This window comes from Streptomyces sp. NPDC050548, from assembly GCF_044457385.1.
Classification (GTDB): Bacteria; Actinomycetota; Actinomycetes; order Streptomycetales; family Streptomycetaceae; genus Streptomyces.
On the sequence record NZ_JBITGV010000020.1, the window covers coordinates 126,718 to 151,711 of the forward strand.

Here is a 24,994-nt window from a genome sequence, read left to right on the forward strand (position 1 = left end):
ACGTAAACGCTTGCGCGAACGTATGCGTAAACGTCTACGCAAACGTCTACGCAAACGTCTACGCAAACGTATGCGTAAACGCTTGCGCAAGCGTTTACGCCTGCGCCAGCACCACGCACGACTCCCCGGGCAGCCGCAGCAACCCGTCCGCCCCCGGTACCTCCACCGGGTCCCACGCGGCCAGGATCTCCGCCGGGCGGGTGCCCAGGGGGATCGCGGCCGGTTCCTTGCCGAGGTTCACGGCGACGCGTACGTCCCCGCGTCGGAGGGCGAGCCAGCCGGCGTCCTCGTCGTAGGCCACCTTGGTGTCGCTCAGGTCGGGGTCGGTGAGGTCGGGCTGCTCGTGCCGGAGGGCGATGAGGCGGCGGTACCAGGCCAGCACGCGCGCGTGGGGTTCGCGTTCCGGTTCCGACCAGTCCAGGCAGGAGCGGTCGCGGGTCGCCGGATCCTGCGGGTCGGGCACGTCCTCCTCGGCCCAGCCGTGGGCCGCGAACTCCCGCCGCCTGCCCCGCCGTACGGCGTCCGCGAGGTCCGGGTCGGTGTGGTCGGTGAAGAACTGCCAGGGTGTGCCGGCCGCCCATTCCTCGCCCATGAACAGCATCGGTGTGAAGGGCCCGGTGAGCGTCAGCGCCGCCGCGCAGGCCAGCAGGCCGGGGGAGAGCGAGGCCGAAAGGCGGTCCCCTTGAGCGCGGTTGCCGATCTGGTCGTGGGTCTGGCTGTAGCCGAGCAGCCGGTGCGCGGCCACGCGCGTGCGGTCCAGGGGGCGGCCGTGGTGCCGGCCCCGGAAGCTCGAATAGGTGCCGTCGTGGAAGAAGCCGCCCGTCAGCGTCTTGGCGACCGCCGCGAGCGGGGCCCGCGCGAAGTCCGCGTAGTAGCCCTGCGATTCACCGGTCAGCGCGGTGTGCAGGGAGTGGTGGAAGTCGTCGTTCCACTGCGCGTGCAGCCCGAGACCGCCCTCCGCGCGCGGGGTGACCACACGCGGGTCGTTCAGGTCGGACTCGGCGACCAGGAAGAGCGGTCGGCCTGTCTCGGCGGCCAACGCGTCGACGGCGGCGGACAATTCCTCCAGGAAGTGGCACGCGCGCGTGTCCTTCAGTGCGTGTACCGCGTCCAGCCGCAGCCCGTCGATCCGGTAGTCCCGCAGCCATGCCAGCGCGCTGCCCAGGAGGAAGGCGCGCACCTCGTCCGAGCCGGACGCGTCCAGGTTCACGGCGCTGCCCCACGGGGTCTGGTGCGTGTCCGTGAAGTACGGGCCGAACGCGGGCAGGTAATTCCCGGACGGGCCGAGGTGGTTGTGCACCACGTCGAGCACGACGCCCAGACCGAGTTCGTGGGCCCTGTCGACGAACCGCTGCAGCCCCTCGGGGCCGCCGTAGGGCTCGTGCACGGCCCATAGGGAGACGCCCTCGTAACCCCAGCCGTGCAGGCCGGGGAACGGACACAGGGGCATCAACTCGACGTGGGTGATGCCCAGTTCGACGAGATGGCCGAGCCGGTCGGCCGCCGCGTCCAGGGTGCCCTCGGGCGTGTACGTGCCGACGTGCAGCTCGTAGAGCACCGCGCCCGGCAACGGGCGTCCCGGCCACGCGGCGGTGCGCCACGCGTACCGCTCGTGCTCCACGACGGCGCTCAGGCCGTCCGGGCCGTCCGGCTGGCGGCGCGAGCGCGGGTCGGGCAGCGGCGGGCCGTCGTCGACCGCGAACCCGTACCGCGTGCCGTCGCTCGCCTCCGCCTCGCCGCCCCACCACCCCGCGCGGTCGGGATCGCGTTCCAACGCGCGCGTGGCGCCCTCGCGATGGAGCGTCACACGGTCTGCCTCTGGTGCCCACACCTCGAACTGCACGGACGGTTCCCCTTCGTCTGCTCACCGGGATGTAGCCCGTACATCGTGCTTCAAACGAGATCAATCCGCTTTTGAATCCACCCCTTTGGCGCAGGTGTCGTCATCTTCGCGCGCGTGCGGGCCGTTTCCGCGTCTTCTGGACACCCGGGGTTCACTGCCCGACAATCACGAGCGTGACGTCGTCCTTCGAGTTCCACACGTACCCCGCGCGGTTGTCCGACGCGGAGCGCGACAAGGCGCTCAAGGTTCTCCATGACGGCGTCGCCATGGGACGGCTCTCGCACGACACGTTCATCCGCCGCATGGAGCTGGCGCTCGCCGCCCGCCGGTCCGAGGAACTCGTCGCGCTCACCGCCGACCTGCCCACCGAAAGCCGCCTTTCGCGGGCCTTGTTCGGCACCGTGGAGGCCGTCTCCGGGTTCACCGTGCGGCTGCGCAGGGCCTGGCAGGCCGAGCGGCTCCCCAAGCTGCTGCTGCCCCACCCGGGCGGCGGACACTCGCTGCGCATCGGCCGCGATCCCGCCAACGGGCTGCGGCTGACCCACGAGACGGTGTCCCGGGTGCACGCCGAACTCAGCCGCCAGGGTGGCATGTGGGTGCTGCGCGACCTCGGTTCGACCAACGGCACGACGGTCAACGGCCGTCGGGTGATCGGCGCGGCCGTCGTGCGCGAGGGCGATCAGATCGGCTTCGGACGGATGGCGTTCCGGCTCGCCGTGAACTGAGCGCGAACCGAGCCTCAACACAGCCTCACCTCACCTCTGGCCTGGGCATTACCCGATGTGGCGATCTCGGGTGGGCGTGAAATCCCTTTGCGTACGGCGGTGTTGACGTACCCCTCGGGCCGTGACTGACTGTGCGTACACCATGCACATCAGGTGAACCGACGGCACCACTTTTGTGGAGGTGTGCCCTGCCACCACTCCTCCGCTACCCGTCCGTCGACGAGCTGGGGGCCCAGGCCGCCGCGCTCGTCGCCCGCCGCCCCCGGGACGCCCGGCTGCGCCGTGTCGGGACCTCCCGCGCCGGTACGCCCCTGTGGCTGCTCTCCGTGGGCCACGGCAGCCGCCAGGCCCTCGTGGTCGCCGGACCGCACGCCAACGAGCCCGTGGGCGGCGCGACGGTGCTGCGTCTGGCCGAACGGGTCCTCGCCGACCCGCGGTTGAGCGAGGGCGCCGACGCCACCTGGAACCTGCTGCTGTCCCTCGATCCCGACGGCTCGCGCCGCAACGAGGGCTGGCTGCCCGGCCCCTACAGCCTCGGCCGGTACTTCCGGAACTTCTTCCGGCCCGGCTTCCTGGAACAGCCCGAGTGGCTGCCGGACGGCGCGGCCGGGGCCCGACTCCCGGAAACCCGCGCCCTGTTGGAGGTCCAGGACGAACTGCGGCCCTTCCTCCAGTGCTCCCTGCACGGCGTCGACGTCGGCGGCGGCTTCGTCGAGCTGACCCGCGACCTCCCGGGCCTCGCCCAACGCGTCGCGCACACCGCGGCCCGCCTCGGCATCCCGCGCGAACTCGGGCCGTACGACACCCTGTACTGGCCCAGCATCGGTCCCGCCGTCTACCGCATCCCACCACCGCGCAGGGGCGATCTGGCCGCCGCCATCACCGAGGCCGCCGTCGAGTCGACCTGGTTCCACCCGCACCGGCACGGCACGGTCACCGCGGTCGTGGAGGCGCCGATGTGGGGCGTGGCCGGCGTCGAGGACGGCACCCCGCCCGCCGACGCGGACGCGGTCCTGCGCACCGTGAGCCACACCCTGCGCCACGACACCCGCATCCTGGAACAACTCCTCGCGCGCATACGGCCGTACGTGCAGGGCGGTACCGGTGCGGGGGTGGGTGCGACGGAGACGGGGGACGCCCGGTCGGGCGCGGGCGTCAGGGACGTGGGGACGCTCTCCCGGGCCGGCGGGCCGGTGCCGCTGACGGCCGTCCGGCCGGGAACCGGCCCGGTGGGACCGCCGACGGCGGACGCGGCCGACAGCCGCCCCCGGCACGACGTCGGTCGTCCCGCTCCCGCGCCGACGGCCACGCCGGGCCTGCTGCCCCGCACCCTTCTCGTGCCCGATGCCGCGCGGCTGCTCGCGCCGGTCGACGACTACCTGCTGGTGTGCCCCGGGCTCGCCGACGCGTGGGACCCCGATGTCGACACCAGCGCCGCGCGCCCGCTACCGCCGCTCAACACCGCCCATCTCGCGGCCCTGCGCATCGCGGGCCGGCGCCTCGCCCTGCGCACGGCGGGGCTGCTGTACCAGCTCGTCGTCGCCTCCGGGAGCGACCCGGCCGGTGTGCTGCCGGAGCTGGACCGGCTGATCGACGAGTGGTGCGCCGACTACCGGGACGGCTTCGGGGCGCGCTGGATCTCCGTCGCACGCCAGGTCGAGTACCAGTCGCGCGTGGTGCTCAGCGCGTTCGAACTGGCCCGGCGGTACACGCCCGTTCGCTCCCGTTCGGGTGAGCCGGGCTGGGGTACGGAGAGCGCGGTGCCGATGCATCGGGAATGACCCACACCTCCACAGCGACCGCCCTCCGGGGCGCCCTGCTTGCCGCGGCCGTGCTCCTCGCCGCCGGTCAGGCACCCGCCCAGGCGGCCCCCCGACACGGCCTCCAGGGCGACTGGCTCTACCTCACCGTCACCCGGGGCGACAGCAGGTCCAGTGACACACGCGGGACCCTGCTCCTGTGCGACCCGCCCCAGGGCCACGCCCACGCGGCCGAGGCCTGCGCCGAACTGGCCGCGGCCGGCGGTGACATCGACGCCCTCCCGGCCAGAAGCGTGTTCTGCCCGATGATCTACGCCCCGGTGACCGCCCACGCGCGCGGGGAGTGGCAGGGGCGTCCGGTCGACTGCACGAGGACCTTCTCGAACGGGTGCGTCCTGGCGGCGCGGACCGGAGACGTCTTCGCGCTCGACGGCTGAGCGGCGCGGACGAGGCCAGCCCGAGCGGGGTGGGGTCAGGCAGAACGTCGGGCACGCGCGTGTGGCGCCTCGCCGACTCCGTCCGCCTGCTCGCGCGCGTACAGCGCCGCCGCCACGACCGTGCGGGACTGGTGCTCCACCTGATGCTCCAACGGCACCCAGCGGGCGCGGAAGCGCTCCGCGAAGGCGTCGCTCCAGGACGCGACGAGATGCTCCAGCAGGGGCGCCGCGCGGTCGTCGGTCTCCCGCAGCACCCGCAGCAGCATCGCCGCCGCCCGTAACGGCAGCCGGCGTCCGAACGCGTCCACACTGCCGACGTACGCCATCGTGGTGTCGGCCGGAGAGGTGTGCGTCCAGTCCGCGGCCAGACCGGGCACCAGCTCCAGCGCCCACTTGGCGGCCCGCAGCAGCGGCCCGTCGACGCCCTGGAGCCGCGGCAGCGCCTCGGCGAGCACCCGCTCCACCTCCCGCCCGTCCCGCACCAGCCGGCGCGCCAGCCGCCGTAACGCCGCCGCGGGGGCGGGATGGGGCGCCGGGTCGTCCACCAGGTCGCTGGCCCACATCGGGACCTCCACGACCGCGGTCAGACCGCCGTAGCGGTGCGCGTGGTACCAGGTGCTGTGCCGGGCGTCGTCCGGCATGCTCGGGTAGGCCGCGTCCGAACCGGGCGCCGGCATCACATGCACCCCGGGACCGGAGGCGGGCCAGCCCGCCGCGTCCGAGGCGCCGGTCTCCACCGGGATGTGCAGTTCCGCCGCCGACTTGGCGAACGGCTCGGCGAGCCCCGGTATGTCCTTCGTCAACTGCACCCAGCTGCCACCGAGATCGGTGCCGTGCAGGGTCACCTGGAGGTAGGGCCGCAGTTCGTCGATCACCCTGGTCAGGGCCCGGGTCTCGGGCGGCAGTCGATCGGGCGGCAGTACGGAGGGCGACCACTCGGGCTGCTCCGGTCCCGCCGGGCGGAAGAAGCCGAGGTGGTAGTCGAGGAGGCTGCGCGGGGCCGGGGTGACGTGCAGGCTCGCCCCGTCCGGGTCCGCGCAGAGCAGGAAGTGCCAGGAGGTGTCCGACCTCAACTCCCGTTCGCGGACCACCCGTTCGGCGAGTGCGAGGAGGGTGGAGCCGCCGGTCGGCTCGTTGGCGTGGGCGCCCGCGACCACCAGGACGGCACGCCGGGCGTGCCCCACGGACAGCAGATGAAGCGGCCTGCCCGCGCGGGAGACACCTACTTGGCGCAGGTTGCACAGGGCCGGCCGGTGCGCGGCCAACGCCCGCGCGGACGAGACCAGTTCGGCCACACTGGGGTATCGCAACACCGGCAGGAGACTCACCCCCGACTACTCCGCCCCGGCTTCGCAACCGCAGTACTTCACGGCCTCTGTGAACTGTCAAGAAGACCGCGGGGGAGGCTCCAGGGGGCGCCCAGGGGCATTTACCGGCAGCCGGTAGTCGCGTTGGTGCCAGCAGGGGGCCGGGGATTTCCACGGGGTTCCACAGGCGCCCGCACGCACCCCAGGTGAGGTCGTCGTCGTGCACACGCGCGTGCCCCCGCATCACGAACACCGCTCTCCCGGCCCGCCACCGCACGCCCGCGGCTCGACCCGCGCCCCGGGTCCGTACGCGGGTGCGAGCCGGTGGCCGGGGACCCGTCGCACGCCGTGGGCCGTGGCACATCCGCCTCACTCGAACGGCCGTACGGGAGCTGCGGTCCGCGCGGTGCGGTGGTCCGCTGGGAGCAGCCGCGTGCGCGCAGGACGCGGACGACCGGCCGCGCGCCTCCTCGACGGCGCGGGGCACAGCTGCGACCACGGGAGCGGACGGCGGTGCTGTGTCTCACGGACGTGACCGTCCCCCGGACCGCGGGCGCCCCGGCCCGTCCACCGGGCCCGCCGAGCCTGCGGACGGCCGTACAGGACCCGTATCCGCTCTACCGCACCCTCCGCACGCACTATCCGCTGGTCTACGACGAGCCGTTCGGAGCCTGGCTCCTCAGCCGCTACGACGACGTCCGCGCGGCCCTCGCCGACCCGCGGTTCGTCGCCGTGTCCGAAGGGGGGCTCCCGGCCGCACCCGAGGCGGGCCGGCTCGTGGACCGGGTCCTGCGCGGGCCCGCACTGGCCGCCCTGACCGCCGCCGTCGAACGCAGCGCCCATGTCCTCGCCCGGCGCCTCGCCGCCCGCGAGGACGCCGACCTGGTGGCCGAGTTCTGCGACTGGCTGCCCACCGCCACGGCCGTCGCCGCGCTCGGGCTGCCGTACGAGGAGACCGCGCGGGTGCACAGCTGGTGCCGCACGGGACTCGGCCGCTCCGGGGGCGGCCGTCCCGAACTGGGCGCCTTCCTGCGGCCGTTGACGGCCCGGCGCCGCGCTCATCCGGGCGGCGACCTGCTGTCCGTGCTGTGCACCGCGCGGAGCGACGGCGGCCCGCTGTCGGACGACACCGTCACCGGGCTGGTGGGCACGCTGCTCGGCGCGTCCGGCGCGAGCACCGCGCGGGCGCTCGCGTCGTTCATCGCCAACCTCCTCGACCATCCAAGCCAGTTGGACGTGCTCCGCACCCGCCCCGCCCTCGTGCCGGGCGCCTGGGCGGAGTCCCTGCGCCGCGATCCACCGCTGCACATCGTGCTGCGCAGGGCCGTCGCACCCGTCGGCGCGATACCCGCCGGAGCCACCGTCGCCTGCCTGCTCGGCGCCGCGGGACGCGACCCGGAACGCTTCACCGACCCGGACCGCTACGACGCCTTCCGCACCGACCCCGGACCGCTCGCCCACGGCACCGGTCTCGACGCCCTGCTGGCCGCTCTCACGGCCGAACACGGCCTACGGGCCCTCCTGACCGCCCTGCCCGGCCTCCGCCGCGCACCGGGCCCCCGGCACCGGCCCGACGACCTGGTCCGCCGCTCACCCCGGACCCTCCGGGTGCACACCTAGTCCGAGACCTCCAGCAGCACGACCGGCGACAGCTCGAAAAGCTCCGCCACGCGCGCGTGCCCCGTGAACCGCCGCTCCGGAGCGAGCACATCGGCCCACCGCCCCGGCGGCAGCGCGAGCACCGTGTCCCGCCAGCCGCCCGCCTCCGCGAGCCGCGACGACAGCCGGGTGACGGCCGTGACCGCGGCCCCCGAGCGGGCGAAGGCCACACAGTGCGCCGCCGCCGGACCCTCAGCCGCCAGCGGGGCGTACGTCGCCGCGTCGCCGAAGGCCTCGGGACGCCGCGCCCGCAGCCGCAGCGCGGCGGCCGTCACCGCGCCCTTGGTGCCCGCCTCCGGGGGCGGGAACGGCACGGGCCGCCGGTTGTCGGGGTCGACCAGGGCCAGGTACTCGGCCTCGGTGCCCTGGTAGAGGTCCGGTACGCCCGGCATCGTCAGCTGGAGCAGTGCGGCGCCCAGGACGTTCGCCCGGATGTGCGGCTCCAGCGCCTCGCGGAAGGCGGCCACGCGCTCACCTGGCGGCCCGCACGGGCCCGCCGCGACGAACGCCGCCACCGCCTCCTCGTACGACGGCTGCTGCTCCGTCCAGCTGGTGTGCAGACCCGCCTCCCGGACGTGCTTCAACAGGGCACCCTGGACCCGCTCCGCGTCCGCCGTGCCGAGACCGAACACGGTCTGCCAGGCCGCCCACGCCAGTTGCGCGTCCGGCACCCCCTCACCGGTACGGGTCACCTCGGTCAGCACGTCCGCCCAGCGCTCCGGCACCTCGGTGAGCACGGCCAGCGCGGCCCGTACATCGGCGCTGCGCTTGGTGTCGTGGGTCGACAGCACGGTGCCCGACACCGGCCAGTCGCGCTGCACGCGCGCGCAGTACGCGTGGAAGTCCTCCGGGGACACCGCCGGACTGCCCGGGTTCCCGCCCACCTCGGTCGCCGACAGCAGCGGCACATAGCGGTAGAAGGCCGTGTCCTCCACGGACTTGGCCCGCAGCGCGGACGCCGTCTGCGCGAACCGGACCCGGAACTCGACCTCTTCGGGCCCGTCCCCGTACCGCCCCAGCAGCAGATCCCGTACGACGTCGACGGCGCCCGCCTCCTCCGCGACGACGAACGCCTGCCGGGCCTCGGCGGCGGCCTCCTCGGTGACGACGGCCGCGGTGTCGCCCGAGGTGTACGGCCGGTAGACCTCCATGCGCACCAGGAACTCCACCAGCGCGGTCCGCAGCGCCCAGGGGGCCCGGTCGCGCAGCGCGGGCTCCGGGGCCGCGGCGCACAGCCGGCTCGCGACCCGGGTCAGCCGGTCCAGCTCGGCGTCCAGCTCGTGCGTGAGCACCTTGTACGCCGCCCGCCGCACCGTCGCCTCCCAGTGCCCGCCACGGTCCGGCTGCGGGGCCGCGAACCTCCGGTACTGGCCCAGGAGTTCCCCCGCCCCCGCCGGGTCCGTGAACAGCCCGTCGACGTGCCTGAGGGCGTCGTAGCCGGTGGTGCCCGCGACGGGCCAGGACGCCGGAAGACGCTCCCCGTCCGCGAGGATCTTCTCCACGACCGTCCAGCGGCCCCCGGTCGCCTCGTGCAGCCGCCGGAGGTAGTCGTCGGGGTCGGCGAGGCCGTCGGGGTGGTCGACGCGCAGCCCGTCCACGACGCCCTCGCGCAGCAGCTGCAGGATCTTGCCGTGCGTGGCGTCGAAGACCTCCGGGTCCTCCACGCGCACCCCGATCAGCTCCGAAATGCTGAAGAAGCGCCGGTAGTTGAGCTCGGTGCGGGCCAGCCGCCACCACCCGAGGCGGTACCACTGCGCGTCCAGGAGCCGCGGCAACGGCAGCTCCCCGGTGCCCGCGCGCAGCGGGAACAGATGGTCGTAGTAGCGCAGCACGTCACCGTCGACCTCCAGGTGATCGATCTCCGAGCCGACCGGACCGCCCAGCACCGGCAGCAGCAGCCGTCCGCCCTGCGCCTCCCAGTCGATGTCGAACCAGCGCGCGTACGGTGACTTGGGGCCTTCCCTGAGGACCTCCCACAGGGCGTGGTTGTGGCGCGGGGCCATGGCCATGTGGTTGGGCACGATGTCCATGACCAGACCGAGACCGTGCTCCCGCGCGGTGCGCGCGAGGGCCCGCAGACCGTCCTCGCCGCCGAGTTCGTCCCGTACGCGCGCGTGGTCCACGACGTCGTAGCCGTGCGTCGAACCCGGGACGGACTCCAGGACGGGGGAGAGGTGCAGGTGCGAGACGCCGAGCGACGCCAGGTGGGGCACGGCCGCCGCGGCCGCCGCGAACGGGAACTCGGGCTGCAGTTGCAGCCGGTAGGTGGCCGTGGGCACTGCCGGGTCGGGTCGTTCAGGTGTCATGCAGACCTGTGTACCCGCCCGGCCGCCCTTCGTGTCATCGACCCCGGCATCCGGTCCACCGACCAGGCGCCCTCCTAGGTGGGCCGTTGCAGGACCGTCATGCTGCGGTCCACCAGGGTCAGCCGGTCCCCGGCCTTCACCTTCGCGCCCGTGCCCGCCGGCACTCCCTCCGCGCGGCCCGTGTCCACGATCACCTCCCACTGGCGGCCGTGGTTGACCGGCACCACGAAGTCCAGCGTCTTGGGAGAGGCGTTGAACATCATCAGGAAGGAGTCGTCGGCGATGCGCTCCCCGCGCTGCCCGGGCTCCGAGATGGCGTTGCCGTTCAGGAACACCGACAGCGCGGACGCCTGCGCCGAGTCCCAGTCCCGCTGGGCCATCTCCTTGCCCTCCGGGGTGAACCAGGCGATGTCCGACAGCTCGTCGTGGGTGCCCTCCACGGGTCGCCCGTGGAAGAAGCGCCGGCGCCGGAACACGGGGTGCTCCTTGCGCAGCCACACCAACGCGCGCGTGAAGGCCAGCAACTCGGACGACTCGGCGCCCTCCTCGGGCCAGTTCACCCAGGCCAGCTCGCTGTCCTGGCAGTACGCGTTGTTGTTGCCCCTCTGGGTGCGCGCGAACTCATCCCCATGGCTGACCATCGGCACACCCTGCGACAGCATCAGCGTCGCGACGAAGTTGCGCATCTGGCGGGCGCGCAGCTCCAGGACCGCCGGGTCGTCGGTGTCGCCCTCGGCACCGCAGTTCCAGGACCGGTTGTGGCTCTCGCCGTCGCGGTTGTCCTCGCCGTTGGCGTCGTTGCGCTTCTCGTTGTACGACACCAGGTCGTTGAGCGTGAACCCGTCGTGGCAGGTCACGAAGTTGATGGAGGCCAGGGGGCGACGGCCGTCGTCCTGGTAGAGGTCGGAGGAGCCGGTCAGCCGGGACGCGAACTCCGCGAGCGCGCGCCCCTCGCCCCGCCACAGGTCCCGCACGGTGTCGCGGTACTTGCCGTTCCACTCGGTCCACAGCGGCGGGAAGTTGCCCACCTGGTAGCCGCCCTCGCCGACGTCCCAGGGCTCCGCGATCAGCTTCACCTGGGAGACCACCGGGTCCTGCTGGACGAGGTCGAAGAACGACGACAGCCGGTCCACCTCGTGGAACTGCCGTGCCAGGGTGGCCGCGAGGTCGAAGCGGAAGCCGTCGACGTGCATCTCGGTGACCCAGTAGCGCAGCGAGTCCATGATCAGCTGGAGCACGTGCGGGGACCGCATGAGCAGCGAGTTGCCCGTCCCCGTGGTGTCCATGTAGTAGCGGGGATCGTCCGCGAGCCGGTAGTACGAGGGGTTGTCGAGGCCCCTGAAGGACAGCGTCGGGCCCAGGTGGTTGCCCTCGGCCGTGTGGTTGTAGACCACGTCCAGGATGACCTCGATACCGGCCTCGTGCAGCGCCCGTACCGCCGACTTGAACTCCAGGACCTGCTGGCCGCGGTCGCCCCAGGAGGCGTACGCGTTGTGCGGGGCGAAGAAACCGATCGTGTTGTAGCCCCAGTAGTTGTTCAGCCCCATGTCGACCAGCCGGTGGTCGTTCACGAACTGGTGCACCGGCATCAGCTCCAGGGCGGTCACCCCCAGCTCCACCAGATGCTCGATCACCGCCGGATGCGCGAGCGCCGCGTAGGTGCCGCGCAGCTCGTCCGGCAGCCCGGGGTGCAGCATCGTCAGGCCCTTGACGTGGGCCTCGTAGAGCACCGTCTCGTGGTAGCCGCGCCGAGGTCGCCGGTCGTCGCCCCAGTCGAAGTACGGGTTGACCACGACCGACGACATGGTGTGCGGGGCCGAGTCCAGGTCGTTGCGCTTGTCGGGGGCGTCGAAGTGGTAGCCGTACACCTCCTCGCCCCAGGCGATCGATCCGCTGACCGCCTTCGCGTACGGGTCGAGCAGCAGCTTCGCGGAGTTGCACCGCTGGCCGCGCTCGGGGGCGTACGGGCCGTGCGCGCGGAAGCCGTAGCGCTGTCCGGGCATGATGCCGGGCACGTACGCGTGCCGCACGAAAGCGTCGCTCTCGCGCAGTTCCACCGCCGTCTCCGAGCCGTCGTCGTGCAGCAGACACAGCTCTACTCGGTCCGCGGCCTCGGTGAAGACCGCGAAGTTGGTGCCGGCGCCGTCGTACGTGGCACCGAGTGGATACGCCTCTCCAGGCCAGACCTGCATGGTCACGACTCTTTCAGCCGGGCCCCGCCACCGGGGCGCCTTGCCCCTGAGTCTCCCCGAAAGTGAGGGAACCACCTATGACTTACATCCCTCTTACCAAATGACCAGTGCGTACGACGTATGCCGTATGCCGAACCAAGTGGGACAGACACCACTCCCAGAGGTCCGGGGATGGACCCAGGGGGAGTAGGGGGAAATGTGCGAAGGACAGTGCACCGCCACCTGGGCAAAGTGGTGGCGGGTACGGCCATAGCGGTGGCCGGGACCGCCGTGATGGTCGCCGTCACCCTGCCGGGCACGGCGGGGGCCGACGAGTCGGGGGGCACCGGCAAGGCGGCCGGGTCCGCCCAGCAGGCGGCGGACGGAGTGGGCGCGGCACCCGGTGTCGTGCAACGGGCCCCGGCAGAGGGCGAGAAGGGCAAGGGCCGCGACCCGCTCACCGACGACGAGACCAAGCGCGTCGAGCGGCTCGCGGTGAACCAGCAGTTCCTCGACTCCAGTGAGAACGTGGACGGGAAGCGCGGACCGCAGCGCCTCGACGTCGAACTCGCCGACCCGAACCCCGACGAGCTGGACAACCCGAACGCGCCGCGCCGCGCGGACGTGACGTTCTACGACTACAAGGACGACACGGTCGTCACCAAGACCGTCAACCTGGACACCGGCAAGGTCGAGCAGACCGGCACCCAGCACGGAGTGCAGCCGCCGGCGAGCCACGCCGAGGACGTCGAGGCGGCCCAGCTGCTGCTCGCCGACCCGCTGGGCGCGGGACTGAAGGCGGACTACAAGGACGCCACCGGCAACGAACTCACCTCGCCCGACCAGCTGTTGCTGACCGCCATGGTCTACAAGGCCACTCCTGGACGGCAGTCCGGCGTCCTCGACCAGTGCGGCACGCACCGCTGCGTGCGGCTGTTCCCGAAGGTCAAGAACGGGCCGTGGATCGACGCCCGTGACTTCGTCGTCGACCTGAGCGCCCGCAAGGTCGGCAAGCTCACCGGCTGAGCCGATCGCGCCGTCCGCACCGACCCGCGTGGATCGCGCCCTCCTTCGTTCACTGTCCCAACTTGCTTCTCCTGTAAGGGAGTCACTTCTTCATGCGCGTCAACAGAATGAGCCGTGCCCGCAGTCGGGGGGCTGTGGCCCTCACGGTGGCCGCCCTGGCCACCGGTGCCACCGCGGGCGCGGGCCCGGCCGTCGCCCAGCCGAAGGCCGCCCCGAACGCCGCCGTCCCCGGCTGCAGCGCCGCCTACACCATCGAGCAGAAGCTCTCCACCGGCACCACCTGGCGGATGTGCTGGCACTACGAGCGCGAGGCCGGCCTCGTCCTGGAGAACATCTCCTACCAGCCGCCGGGCGAGGCCGCCCCCATCAAGGTGCTCGCCGACGCGAAGCTCGCCCAGATCCATGTGCCGTACGACGACGGCAAGAACGAGTACAGCGACCTCACGCAGTACGGTTTCGGCACCGGCCTGATGAACATGCAGCCCGGCGAGTGTCCCGGCGGCACCATCAAGACCGTCAAGGTCCCGGACGCCATCGACCCGGACCACCCGAACGTCAAGGGCCTCTGCACGACGACCCGTTCGCGCGGCCACGCCTTCCGCATGCAGGGCGACAGCGCCAACAAGGTCTTCCAGACCCAGGGCAAGGACTTCCTCGTCTACACGGTCAACCAGGTCGGCTGGTACGAGTACATCACCGAGTGGCGCTTCCAGGACGACGGCACCATCAACATGAACGTCGGTGCCACCGGCAGCCTTTCGCCCTACGACTACGACGCGGGCGACGGCCGCGGCTGGCCGCTCGGCAAGAACGCCACGGCGTACGCGACGAGCCACCAGCACGACGTCTTCTGGAAGTTGGACTTCGCCCTCGACGGCTCCTCCAAGGGCCGCGTCGAGCAGTACGACTCCGCGGTCACCACGCACGGCGCCAACACCCCCACGAACAAGACCACGTTGACCAAGGTCACCAAGGAACTCGCGGGCGACGCAAAGAACATGCGCTGGTGGCGCATCGTCAGCGCGACCGGTAAGAACAAGGACAACCACGCCCGGTCCTACGAGATAGTCCCCGGCCCCACCACCAAGTACCCGGGCCGCAGCTTCACCCAGCACGACGTGTACTTCACCCAGTACAACAAGTGCGAGCAGTTCGCCAGCGACAACCTGCCCAACTGCGGTGCCGGGCACCCGAAGCAGGTCGACAAGTGGGTCAACGGCCAGACCCTCACCCAGCCCGTGGTCTGGGTGAACGTCGGCTTCCACCACATCGCCCGCGACGAGGACCAGCAGCCGATGCCCGTCCACTGGCAGGGATTCTCGATCGCCCCGCGCGACGTCACCGCCATGAATCCGCTCACTCCCGCCGAACTCGCGAACCAGAACGGCAATGTGAACGGCGGAAGTTGAGAAACGACCCTGTCCATCCGGCTGCACCGCCGACCGGTCCCGGAGTACCCTTCCTTGATCGTTGAGACTGGGGAGAGCTCGGGGGAGCGGAAGGCGGTGCACGGGTGGGCTCGGGAGGGCTGGAGTTGCCCCCTGGTGACGAGGGTCACGAGGGGAACTCCGCAGAAGTCCCGCCCGGCGCGGTGTCCCTGGCACGTCCGATGGACGCGGCTGGTTCCATTGGGCCGGAGTTGGACTGGGACGCCGACGCCTGGCGCGAGGTGCGTACGCGCGCCCAGCGAGCCGGCCGCGCCTACATCTGGCTGAACCTGGTCGAACAGCGGCTGCGGGCCGTCGTAGCGGCCGTCCTGCGTCCCATCTACGAACCCGTCCACGGCGACGAATGGGTCGTCGCCGCGGCCGGTCCGGCCGGCCAGGAATGGGTGCAGCGCGCGGTCGCCGTCCGCGAAGTCAGCCGCCGCAAGGGCTACTTGCTCGACCCGGCCGACGACAACGTCCTCAGCTTCCTGACCCTGCCCCAGCTGCGCGAGCTGATGGTGCAGCACTGGCCCTGCTTCGAGCCGTACTTCGACGAGCGCCGCGACGTCGAACTCGCCCTGGACGAACTGGAGGTGACCCGCAATGTCGTCTCCCGCAACCGCGCCCTGTCCGAGGCCGTCCTCAACCAGGCCGAGCGGGCCTCCGCGAAACTCCTGGAGACCCTCGGCGCCGGCAGCGACGTGCCCTCGGCCCGACGCCTGCCCGTCGACGCGGTCGAGGAACTGATCGGCGACCGGTTCGCCGACGTGGTCGCCGTCCACTCCGACCGGGTGCGGCTGATGCGCCAGTTCCCCGCCGAGGACATCTTCGGCGGCGCCCGCCGCGTCGACGCCATCGGCATCGGCCTCAACCTCCTCGTGCAGAACTTCTCCGGCCGACGGCTGATCCGCCTCGCCGAGTCGGGCTGCCGGGTACGACTGCTGTTCCTCAACCCGGCCTCCAGCGCGGTGAAGCGGCGCGAGCGCGAACTCGGCATAAAGCGGGGCGAGTTGAGCCGCGCTGTCGAGATGAACATCCTGCACATGCGACGGGTGCGGTCCCGGCTGCGCGACCCGGGCGCCTTCGAGATCCAGGTCTTCGACGAGACACCCCGCTTCACGGCGTACCTCGTCGACGGCGACGGCTCGGACGGCATAGCCGTCGTGCAGTCCTATCTGCGCCGCAGCCGCGGCATGGAGGCCCCGGTGCTGGTGCTGCGAAACGGAAGCCGACTCGTCAAGTCGGACGAAATAGACGACAGCGGTCTTTTCCCCACCTATCGCGATGAGTTCGAGCAGATGTGGGCGGATTCGCGACCGGTGTCCTGACCTCTCCGAGGCCGGTCCGGCGCCAAGCGGAACGCGGTCCTCGGATTGTCAGTGGCTCATGCGAAGGTGGAGACCACTGGGGGAAAGCACCACCGAGAAGGGGGGCCGTCATGGCCTGGCACCAGGAGCTGCTCATCGGCTTCGACCTGGAGACGACCGGCACGGAGCCGCGCGAGGCGCGCATCGTCACCGGCGCGGTCATAGAGGTCAGGGGCGGACGGCCCGCGGGCCGCCGGGAGTGGCTGGCGGATCCCGGCGTGGAGATCCCGGCCGACGCCGTCGCCGTGCACGGCATCACGAACGAACGCGCCACCGCCGAGGGCCGCCCGGCCGACGAGGTCGCCGACGCGATCGCGGACGTCCTCACGACCTACTGGAAGACGGGCGTCCCCGTCGTCGCCTACAACGCGGCCTTCGACCTCACCCTCCTCTCCGCCGAGCTGCGCCGCCACGGACTGCCGTCCCTGCGCGACCGCCTCGGCGGCACCGACCCCGCCCCGGTCATCGACCCGTACACGATCGACCGCTCCGTCGACCGCTACCGCCGCGGCAAGCGCAACCTCGAAGCGGTCTGCCAGGAGTACGGCGTGGTCCTCGACACCGCCCACGACGCCTCGGCCGACGCCCTCGCCGCCGCCCGCCTGGCCGGCGCGATAGCCGACCGCCACCCCAAGGTCGCGGCCCTGGGCCCCGCCGAACTCCACCGCCGCCAGATCGAGTGGTACGCGGAATGGGCCGCCGACTTCCAGAGCTTCCTGCGCCGCAAGGGCGACCAGGACGCGGTGATCGACGGCACGTGGCCGCTGCGCGAGCTGGAGGACGAGACGGTCTGAACTTGGGGCCGCCGGAGGCGCCCCCAAGGGGCGCGGGGAACTGCGCGACCAGTCCCAACGGACCCGCAGTCGCCCGAATACCCATCGCCCCCGTTCAATAGGCGCTCAGAACGGGAACCACCGCACCGTCTCGTCCCCGTCCCGCAAAGACCCCACCCGCCGCTCGAACTCGACCAACGCCTCAGGGTTGCTCGGCGCATGCTGCGCAACCCACGCACAGCTGGCCGTCTCCCGTGCCCCGCGCAGCACCGAGCAACCGTCCCACTCCCGCACATCCCACCCGTACGCCTCGGTGAACGAGTCATACGCCCGCGCCGGGAAGGCGTACCGGTCACGAGACAGAGCCATCACCACCAGATCGTGCTCACGCAGATCCGCGGAGAAGGTCTCCAGGTCGACGAGGACCGGCCCGTCCGGACCGACGTGCACATTGCGCGGCAACGCGTCGCCATGGATCGGCCCCGGCGGCAGATGGGGCGTGAGCGCGGCGGCGGCAGCCGCGAAACCGTCGCGCCGCTCCCGCAGATACGCCGCGTCCGCCGGATCGATCGCGTCGCCCGCGAGCCGTAGCCAGCGCTCGACACCGCCCAGCAGCTCGCGGGGCGGGAGTTCGAAGGAGGGGGAGGGGAGCGCGTGGACGAGGCGTAGCAGTTCGGCCAAATCCCGGGGTTCGGCCGGACGTACGGAATCGGACAGCCGGTGCCACACGGTCACCGGGTGTCCCTCGACGAGGCGCGACTCAGGGTCGGCGGCCCGCACCGCCGGCACGTCCGCCTCGGCCAGCCACACCGCGACGTCCAGCTCGCGCCGGGCGCGGTCGAGGAGTTCGGCGTCGCGGCCCACCTTGACGACCAGGTCACCGGCGGCGAACACCGCGTTCTCGCCGAGAGCGAGGAGTCGCGCGTCCCGCGCCGCACCGGGCAGTACGTCCGCCGCGGCCAGTACGTCCCGGGCCCGTGCCTCGTCCATCGTCCGCCTCCGAGTGATCCCTGTGCGTGTGCGTACGGCGTCGGGTTCCCGCCATCCGACGGCCAGTGTCGCATTCGCACAGGTGGGACGGCATGCGAGGTGCCTTGACGAGGCACACGGCGTTCACGACCATGACGGGGCCCGACCGGGCCGCGCAAAGGGGCTGATTCCATGACATCGGTGACGGGGGTATCGGTGACGGAGGCACGGAGGCCGCCGAGCCGCGCGCCCGGCCGGGGCCGGCAACGACGGGCTTCGGACCACGCGGCCTGGTTCCTGGTCCTCCCCGCACTGATCCCGATCCTCGTCCTGAGTGTCGGCCCTCTCCTCTACGGCGTCCTGCTGGCCTTCACCGACTCCCAGTCGGGCCGAACGGCGCCCACGCGGTGGATCGGCGCCCTCAACTTCCGCGACCTGCTGCACGACACACTCTTCTGGGAGTCGTTCCGGATCGGGCTGGTGTGGGCGGTCGGGGTGACGGTCCCCCAGTTCCTGCTCGCCCTCGGTCTGGCCCTTCTCCTCAACCAGGACCTGCGGCTGAGATGGCTGGCCCGGGCACTCGCGATCGTTCCGTGGGCGATGCCCGAGGTCGTCGTAGGCATCATGTGGCGGATCGTCTACAACCCGGACGCCGGCGTCCTCAACGAGACCCTGCACGACGTCGGCCTCGGCAACGGCCGCGACTGGCTCAGCAGTCTGTCGACCGCACTGCCCGCCGTGATCGTCGTAGGCGTGTGGGCGGGCATGCCCCAGACGACGGTCGCCCTGCTCGCCGGACTCCAGAACACCCCGCGCGAACTCCACGAGGCGGCGGCCGTCGACGGCGCCGGAGCCTGGCGCCGCTTCCGCACGGTCACCTGGCCCGCTCTCAGACCGGTGGCGCTGGCGATCACGGCGCTCAACCTGATCTGGAACTTCAACTCGTTCGCCCTGGTCTACGTCCTGACCAGCGGCGGCCCCGGCGGCCGCACCCGGCTGCCCATGCTCTTCGCCTACGAAGAGGCCTTCCGCTACGGCCAGTTCGGGTACGCGGCGGCGATGGGATGTGTGATGGTCGCGGTGATCTCGGTGCTCCTGGCCGTCTTCCTCGTAGGCCGGCTGAGAGGAGGACAGGACCAGTGAAGACCAGTGCCAAGGCCCGCGCCGGACAGTACGCGGCCCTGCTCGCGTATCTCGTCTTCCTCGCCTTCCCCTTCCTCTGGCTGATCTCCACCGCGTTCAAGTCCCCGCGAGAGCTGGGCAGTCTGCACCCCACCTGGATCCCCCGGCACCCCACGCTCGCCAACTTCCGCCAGGCCTTCGACGAACAGCCGCTGCTGCACGCCGCGTTGAACTCCCTGCTCGCCGCGCTCGGGGCCGCGCTGATCGCCGTGGTGATCGCGACCCCGATGGCGTGGGTCATGGCCCGGCGCCGCACACTCCTCGCACGGGCCGCGACCGGGTGGGTGGTGGTCAGCCAGGCGTTCCCGTTCGTGCTGGTGATCATCCCGCTGTTCCTGGTGCTGAAGAACCTGCGGCTGATCGACTCCCTGGCCGGGCTGGTGATGGTCTACGTGGTGTGGTCGCTGCCGTTCGCGCTGTGGATGCTGGTCGGCTATGTACGGGCGGTACCGGCCGAGTTGGAGGAGGCGGCGGCGGTCGACGGCGCCGGGAAACTCCGCACCCTCGTGTCGGTGACGGCACCGCTGCTCGCGCCGGGGATCGTGGCGACGGCGCTGTTCGCGTTCGTCACCGCGTGGAACGAGTTCTTCTTCGCGCTGGTCCTGCTCAAGACCCCGGAGCACCAGACCCTGCCGGTCGTCCTCACCCACTTCATCGGCGCGGAGGGCGTGGCCGACCTCGGCCCACTGGCCGCCGCCGCGTTCCTCGCGACCCTCCCCTCCCTGCTCGTCTTCGCCCTGATCCAACGCCGGATCACGGGCGGCATGCTCACCGGGGCGGTGAAGAACTGATGCGCCCCCGCTGGATCATCGCCCTCATCCTCGTAGTAGGCCTGCTCCTCGCCGGCTGCACGAGCGGAGGCGACCACGGCTCCGCGAACGACAGGATCACCCTCCGCTTCCAGTCCCTGGCCTGGCAGGAGGAGTCCGTCACCGCCAACAAGGAACTGGTGAAGGAGTGGAACGCCACCCATCCGGACGTCAAGGTCGAGTACGTACAGGGCAGTTGGGACAGCGTCCACGACCAGCTGCTCACGTCCTTCGAGGGCGGTGAGGCGCCGGACATCATCCACGACGCCTCAGACGACCTCGCGGACTTCGCCTACGGCGGCTATCTGGCCGACCTCCGGAACCTGCTGCCCACCCGCCTCAAGTCCGACATCCCGCAACGCAGTTGGGAGACGACGACCTTCGGGGACGGCAGCTACGGCGTGCCGTTCCTCCAGGAGCCGAGGGTGCTGATCGCCAACGCGACCTGGCTGAAGAAGGCGGGCGTACGCATCCCCACCCCCGAACACCCTTGGACCTGGCCGGAGTTCAGGACCATCACCCGCCGGCTGAGCGGCGACGGCAAGTACGGCGTGGCCTGGCCGCTCAAGGAGCCGGTGTCCGCCACGCTCAACCTGTCCCTCTCGGCGGGCGGCGAACTGTTCCACCGGGGCGCGGACGGCAAGGTGACCGTCCGCTTCGACGCGGCCGACGAGGTCGTACCGCGCACGATCCACGACCAGGCGGACGTGGACCACAGCGCCTCGCCCACGACGCTCGGCAGCGGCGGCTCGGACACCCTGCCCGGGTTCTTCGGCGGCAAGTACGCGATGGTCCCGCTCGGCTTCTCCTACCGCCAGCAGATCGTGCAGCAGGCGCCGAAGGGCTTCGACTGGCAGGTGCTGCCCGCCCCGGCCGGAGCCGACGGACTCACACAGGGCGTCAGCCCGCAGACCCTGTCCGTCGCCGAGGACAGCCCGCACAAGAAGGAGGCCGCCGAGTTCATCGACTTCCTGCTCCAGCCCAAGAACATGGTCCGCCTGGCCCTCGGCGACTGGATGCTCCCCACCGGCACCCAGGCACTGAAGGACCCCGCCCTGCACACCGCGAAGTACGGCTGGTCCACCGGCACAGCCCTCGCCGACGACCTCACCTCGGCCCCCGCCCAGTCCGTACGCGGCTACCCGGAATGGAAGGACAAGGTGGCAACCCCGGCCTACCAGGAGTACTACAGCGGCGCGATCACCCTCACCGAACTACGCCAACGCCTGCAGAAAGACGGCAACTTGGTACTGGCGAGATACCAACGCTGAGGGACGCCGACCGGGTCGGTCGACGCGATCCGTCACCGGCGCGCGGGCAGCACCGGTGGACCGTACTGGGAGCGCACCACCAGGCTGAGCTGCCCGGTGACGACGGGCGGCAGGACCGGGGCGACGAAGGCCGGGTTGGACTCGTCCATCCTGGTCTCCGGATGGTCCCACTCGTCCAGGAGCGCCGTCCGCAGCTCCTCCGGAGTGTTGTCCTCCCGAGCGACGCCCTGGTAGAGGGCGAACATCTCGCGGGACCGTTCGAGATTGCCGGCGTGCAGGGCGATGAGAGACGCCAGCCAGGTCTTGCCCTCGTGCGGCTTGGGTCGGGGGCTGTTCGGGATGCCGTCGGGGAAGGAGTCGAGTGCCGCCTGCGCCCGTAGCGGGTCGCCCGCTCCCAGCCAGCCGATCGCCTCGTAGATCGCGAGATTGATGACCTTCGGGTGAGCCGTCCGGTGCCGCTTCGCGGTGCGGGCCGAGTCCAGCCACAGCCCGCGGCGCTGCAGCAGCAGTACGTCCGCGAGATTGGCCTGGGCGGTGAGAGCCGGGTTCTCCCTGATCCACCGGGCCGTCCGCACCAGCGGGTCCTCGGTCGGTTCGGCGGCCGCGTAGGGGACGGCGTGGTCGGCGAGCCGGTAGGCGTCCTTGCTCTTCACCCGCTCGCACCCTTCACGGAGCGTCTCCAGCGCCTGTGGCACTCTGCCGAGCTGGACCTGGCACTTGGCGATCTCGTCGTAGATGGCGAACCGCTGCTCCTTGACGTTCTCCAGTGCGATCCGGCCCTCCCGCACGGTGGCTTCCGGGCCCTCCACGTCCCGCACCAGTTTCAGCCGCAGGCTCCACGGATACATCTCGGACCGCCCGCGAGTCGCCTCCCGCGCGTGGACCAGCGCCTTCTCCAGATCGCCGGGCGTGTTGCGGAGCCGTAGCAGCATGGCCAGATGGTGGTGGGTGTACGGCGTGCCGCCGTCGGCGAGATAGGCCTCCATCAGGTCGATCCGGGCCGTCAGTTCCGCCGGGTCCTCGGGCAGGGAGTGGTGGTAGCGCCCCCTGCCGTACTTCCGCTCCAGGTAGCCGCCGACGGCCCGCACCATGCGTGCCAGCTCGTCGGCCAGTCTCCCCTCGGTGAAGTGGAGCCGGGCCGCGGGCAGGGCGAGCGCCAGCCGGTGGTCGCCGGACCGCGAGGGGTCCTTCGCGTAGACGGGACGGGCGTACCAGCGTCCGGCGCGGCCATGGGCGGTCTTCCAGGCCTTCGCGTCCTCGCGCAGGCGGACGCAGACGACTTCGCGTACGGCGGGATGCACCTGGAAACGGGTGGTACGGGAGAACGATGTTTCGTTTTCGACCGTACGGATCTGGAGCAGGAACCGCTTCTGGAGCTGTTTGCGCAGTTCGTGGAGATCGCCGTGATCGCGGGTCATCGCCTGCACCAGGTCCTGGTCGGCCCAGTCCGTCAGTACCGACAGACTGCGCAGGGCGGCCCTGGCCGACGGCGTCAGCCGCTCGGTCGCCTTGGCGACCAGCTCACTCTCGATGCCCTCGACCAGACTGAGGTCGTCTGGCGCCTGGGGCACCTCGCTGGCCGGCAGCAGTTCCTCCAGTGTCCAGTCGCGCTGCTTCACCAGGCTGTGCAGCAGTTGCAGTACGAACGGGTTGCGGCCCAGCCGCTGCACGACCTCCTCGCGCCGCTCCGGGGGGAACCACTCCTCGGCCTCGCCCGACTCCCCGGCGCCGACGAGGATCCGCACGGCCTCCTCGACCGAGGGCGGCGGCAGCTCCACGGGGTCGAATTCCATGGCCCAGACCGGGTCGACCTTCTGGTTGGACACCAGCCACAGGCAGCCGTCCCCGCGCCGGCCCGGCGCCACAGCGGCCCGCAGGTCGTCCCCGACCGGGTTCACCGGCCGGCCGCGCTCGTCGAGCAGTCGCTGGAACTCGTCGATGACCACCAGCACCCCGCAGCCCAGCAGGGTCGTCAGGGCCCGGTCGAGCCGCTGTTCCGCCGCGAGGAGTTCCGCCAGGTCGTAGCGGCCGGTGGCCTCCAGCGCCTTACGCAGGCTGGCGATCAGTTGCCTGGGAGTGTCAATGCGCTGTTCCGGGGCTTCCACGAGCACGGTGGTGCGCTTGTGCTCCAGCCTGGCCTCGTCCATCAGGGGCCATACCACGCGGTCGGTCTTGCCCATCCCCGAGAAGCCGTACAGGAGGGCCCCGCTCCGGCGCTTCTTCGTCCAGCGTTCCCACAGGTGCAGCGCGGCCTTGCGGCGCTGCTCGCCGTCGATGTCAGGCAGCTGGGGCGGTTCGGCGCCGGGGAAGAGCTCGGTCCGGTGGGTAATACTGCGCGGCGTGACACGTGGGGCGGGCCGGGGCGCGGGGGCCGGCAGGGCCAGGAACGGCGGGATGACACCGTTCAGGCCCACCAGATGCCAGTTGATGTGCTGGTGGCCGGGCTTCTCCGGGTCGTCCTGCATGTGCTGCACCACCGTGGACAGGTCCGGCATGCCCTGCGGGGCCAGCGCGTCCACGGCTCGGGTCAGCAGGCCGGGGAACGCCCCGGACTTGGCGAGCTCGTGCTTCTGCGCGGAGGACAGGACCACGAACCCGGACTCGGTGTCCTCCCGCCCCCAGCCGGTTCCCATCTGCTGCACGGCCGACGCGACGAGCTGATCGCCGCCCCGCCCGGAGAAGCAGGTGTCCAGGAGTAACAGGAACCGCCGGACGCGAGTCCCGAGCAGGGCGATGCGGGCCAGTTCCCCGGTGGGCAGGGCGGCCGCGAGGTTGCCGTGGTACTCGGAGGTGAGCAGCACATGTTCGTTGTTGATCTCGTTGACCTCGCCGTGCGAGGCGATGTACATGGCCACCAGGTCCTCGGGTCTGCGGTCCGGGTCGGTGCAGAACTCAAACAGGGCGTCCTTGAGTTGGGTGCCGGAGGGGTTGGTCCCGAGCGTGTGGACGAGCTGGTAGCCGCAGCGTTCCGTGAACAGCTTGATGACGTCGTCCCGGGCCTGCGTGAGCTCGGGCCGGTCGAGACCCGACGCGTGCGGGTAGCGGGGCACCGCCGTCGCCAGCAGGAAGCGGCGAGGGGCGTTCTCAGTGGGCATCCAGGCCTCCCGCGATCGCCTTGCCGGTGAGCCGGTCCGTCAGGTAGGCCGTGGCATCGTGCGCATGTGCCCCGTTGTGTACGAGCACGGAGGTCAGCCGGTGCCCGAACTGCGGCCGGAGATCCTTGACCAGCGCGACGACATCCCCCTCGTCGGCGATGTTCGTCCAGGTGAGCCGCCCGTCGCCGGGCCAGGCCCCGGTCGGTGCCGGGGCGGGGGAGAGCCGGTCGAAGACCATCCGCATACCGAGCGGCGACCCCAGGGTGACCAGGGCCCGGACTCCGTGCCCGGGCAGCGCGCACAGCGCCTCGTAGGCCACCACCGAGCCCAGGGAGTGGGCCACGACCACCCGGGTGTCGGCGCCGATCGCGTCGGTCACCCGTTGCCGGGCCGCGTCCCGGATCTCCGGCTCCAGCAGATAACGGGTGGTCTGCTTCAGGTCGGACACCAGCACGCGCAGCGTGAGTCCGGCGAAGAACCGGGACGCCGACAGGGCCCGCAGCGCCGTCTGCACCGAACGAGGGGTACGTGCAAGGGTGTTGGCGTCCGGTGCGACGACCCCGTCGTCCACCGCGGCGGCGGCCTCCCACCAGGCGTGGAGCAGCTCGGTCTCCGGCCCCTCCGCCACGTCGGCCGCCGTGTACAGGGGATCCCCGACGCCGAGAGTGCGGCCGGGCGGGCGGAACAGGTCACCGTAGAAGGCCATGGACAGGTCGCCGGGGCCGAGTTCCGGCCCGTCGGCCCGCCGCAGCCCGTCCAGCAGGGCCGGCTGCCAGTCCTTCAGCAGGCCTTCCTCGCCCAGCAGTTGCTTGCCCACCCCGTGCACGGTGACCACGTTCGCCATCCGTGTCCTCCTTCACCACAAAA

Annotated in this window: 18 protein-coding genes; 11 read left to right on the forward strand and 7 right to left on the reverse strand. The window is 71.5% G+C overall.

Translation table 11 applies throughout. From position 1 onward, the window contains the following. Window positions 1–94: 94 nt before the first annotated feature. Entirely contained in the window at window positions 95–1,843 is a 1,749-nt protein-coding gene (gene treZ, locus ACIBJH_RS39890; RefSeq protein WP_399121829.1) for a malto-oligosyltrehalose trehalohydrolase, read from the reverse strand. 173 nt (window positions 1,844–2,016) lie between these two features. Between treZ and ACIBJH_RS39895 the strand changes: the two genes are divergently transcribed. The 3 genes from ACIBJH_RS39895 (at window position 2,017) to ACIBJH_RS39905 (ending at window position 4,765) form a co-directional block, all read left to right on the forward strand. Beyond that, window positions 2,017–2,568, forward strand: a complete 552-nt coding sequence (locus ACIBJH_RS39895) for an FHA domain-containing protein (RefSeq protein ID WP_399121830.1) — start codon at window positions 2,017–2,019, stop codon at window positions 2,566–2,568. 173 nt (window positions 2,569–2,741) lie between these two features. Further along, the gene (locus tag ACIBJH_RS39900; RefSeq protein ID WP_399121831.1) at window positions 2,742–4,349 is read left to right on the forward strand and encodes a M14 family zinc carboxypeptidase; all 1,608 of its coding nucleotides are present in this window, start codon (window positions 2,742–2,744) and stop codon (window positions 4,347–4,349) included. Next, window positions 4,346–4,765 carry an SSI family serine proteinase inhibitor gene (locus ACIBJH_RS39905; RefSeq protein WP_399121832.1) on the forward strand — a complete coding sequence of 140 codons (420 nt, stop codon included), beginning with the start codon at window positions 4,346–4,348 and terminating at the stop codon, window positions 4,763–4,765. The genes ACIBJH_RS39900 and ACIBJH_RS39905 overlap by 4 nt, the downstream gene beginning before the upstream one ends. Before the next feature lie 35 nt (window positions 4,766–4,800). Here the strand turns inward: ACIBJH_RS39905 and ACIBJH_RS39910 are convergent, their stop codons facing one another. Then, window positions 4,801–6,093: a M14 family zinc carboxypeptidase gene (locus tag ACIBJH_RS39910; protein ID WP_399121833.1), complete on the reverse strand. Its 1,293-nt coding sequence runs from the start codon at window positions 6,091–6,093 to the stop codon at window positions 4,801–4,803. Window positions 6,094–6,585: 492 nt separating this feature from the next. Here ACIBJH_RS39910 and ACIBJH_RS39915 point away from each other — a divergent pair, with 492 nt between their 5' ends. Next, window positions 6,586–7,692, forward strand: a complete 1,107-nt coding sequence (locus ACIBJH_RS39915) for a cytochrome P450 (protein WP_399121834.1) — start codon at window positions 6,586–6,588, stop codon at window positions 7,690–7,692. Here ACIBJH_RS39915 and treY read toward each other — a convergent pair. Together treY and glgX are read right to left on the reverse strand one after the other, a co-directional pair. After that, window positions 7,689–10,037 carry a malto-oligosyltrehalose synthase gene (gene treY / locus ACIBJH_RS39920; RefSeq protein ID WP_399121835.1) on the reverse strand — a complete coding sequence of 783 codons (2,349 nt, stop codon included), beginning with the start codon at window positions 10,035–10,037 and terminating at the stop codon, window positions 7,689–7,691. The two genes, ACIBJH_RS39915 and treY, sit on opposite strands and share 4 nt — an antisense overlap. Before the next feature lie 74 nt (window positions 10,038–10,111). Continuing rightward, window positions 10,112–12,229 carry a glycogen debranching protein GlgX gene (gene glgX / locus ACIBJH_RS39925; protein WP_399121836.1) on the reverse strand — a complete coding sequence of 706 codons (2,118 nt, stop codon included), beginning with the start codon at window positions 12,227–12,229 and terminating at the stop codon, window positions 10,112–10,114. Between the two features lie 198 nt (window positions 12,230–12,427). Here glgX and ACIBJH_RS39930 point away from each other — a divergent pair, with 198 nt between their 5' ends. The 4 genes from ACIBJH_RS39930 (at window position 12,428) to ACIBJH_RS39945 (ending at window position 16,822) form a co-directional block, all read left to right on the forward strand. Next, entirely contained in the window at window positions 12,428–13,234 is an 807-nt protein-coding gene (locus ACIBJH_RS39930; RefSeq protein WP_399121837.1) for a Tat pathway signal sequence domain protein, read from the forward strand. Between the two features lie 92 nt (window positions 13,235–13,326). Further along, complete coding sequence (locus tag ACIBJH_RS39935; RefSeq protein ID WP_399121838.1) at window positions 13,327–14,643, forward strand: copper amine oxidase; 1,317 nt, start codon at window positions 13,327–13,329, stop codon at window positions 14,641–14,643. Between the two features lie 104 nt (window positions 14,644–14,747). Further along, entirely contained in the window at window positions 14,748–15,989 is a 1,242-nt protein-coding gene (locus ACIBJH_RS39940) for an SAV2148 family HEPN domain-containing protein (RefSeq protein WP_201050970.1), read from the forward strand. A gap of 110 nt (window positions 15,990–16,099) precedes the next feature. Beyond that, window positions 16,100–16,822, forward strand: coding sequence for a 3'-5' exonuclease (locus tag ACIBJH_RS39945; RefSeq protein WP_399121839.1), 723 nt, complete (start codon window positions 16,100–16,102; stop codon window positions 16,820–16,822). Window positions 16,823–16,927: 105 nt separating this feature from the next. Here the strand turns inward: ACIBJH_RS39945 and ACIBJH_RS39950 are convergent, their stop codons facing one another. Continuing rightward, window positions 16,928–17,791 carry a phosphotransferase enzyme family protein gene (locus ACIBJH_RS39950; protein ID WP_399121840.1) on the reverse strand — a complete coding sequence of 288 codons (864 nt, stop codon included), beginning with the start codon at window positions 17,789–17,791 and terminating at the stop codon, window positions 16,928–16,930. A 171-nt stretch (window positions 17,792–17,962) separates the two neighbouring features. Here ACIBJH_RS39950 and ACIBJH_RS39955 point away from each other — a divergent pair, with 171 nt between their 5' ends. From ACIBJH_RS39955 to ACIBJH_RS39965, 3 genes are read left to right on the forward strand one after another with little or no spacing between them, the layout of a single operon-like run. Next, entirely contained in the window at window positions 17,963–18,913 is a 951-nt protein-coding gene (locus tag ACIBJH_RS39955) for a carbohydrate ABC transporter permease (protein WP_399121841.1), read from the forward strand. Continuing rightward, a complete protein-coding gene (locus tag ACIBJH_RS39960; protein WP_399121842.1) occupies window positions 18,910–19,743 on the forward strand; it encodes a carbohydrate ABC transporter permease in 834 nt (277 codons plus the stop codon). The genes ACIBJH_RS39955 and ACIBJH_RS39960 overlap by 4 nt, the downstream gene beginning before the upstream one ends. Continuing rightward, on the forward strand, window positions 19,743–21,032 hold the full coding sequence (locus ACIBJH_RS39965) for an ABC transporter substrate-binding protein (protein WP_399121843.1): 1,290 nt from the start codon (window positions 19,743–19,745) through the stop codon (window positions 21,030–21,032). Before ACIBJH_RS39960 ends, ACIBJH_RS39965 begins: the two co-directional genes overlap by 1 nt. Before the next feature lie 32 nt (window positions 21,033–21,064). Here the strand turns inward: ACIBJH_RS39965 and ACIBJH_RS39970 are convergent, their stop codons facing one another. Next, window positions 21,065–24,127, reverse strand: coding sequence for an AAA family ATPase (locus ACIBJH_RS39970; protein WP_399121844.1), 3,063 nt, complete (start codon window positions 24,125–24,127; stop codon window positions 21,065–21,067). After that, window positions 24,117–24,971: a hypothetical protein gene (locus ACIBJH_RS39975; protein WP_399121845.1), complete on the reverse strand. Its 855-nt coding sequence runs from the start codon at window positions 24,969–24,971 to the stop codon at window positions 24,117–24,119. The genes ACIBJH_RS39970 and ACIBJH_RS39975 overlap by 11 nt, the downstream gene beginning before the upstream one ends. Window positions 24,972–24,994: the final 23 nt, after the last annotated feature.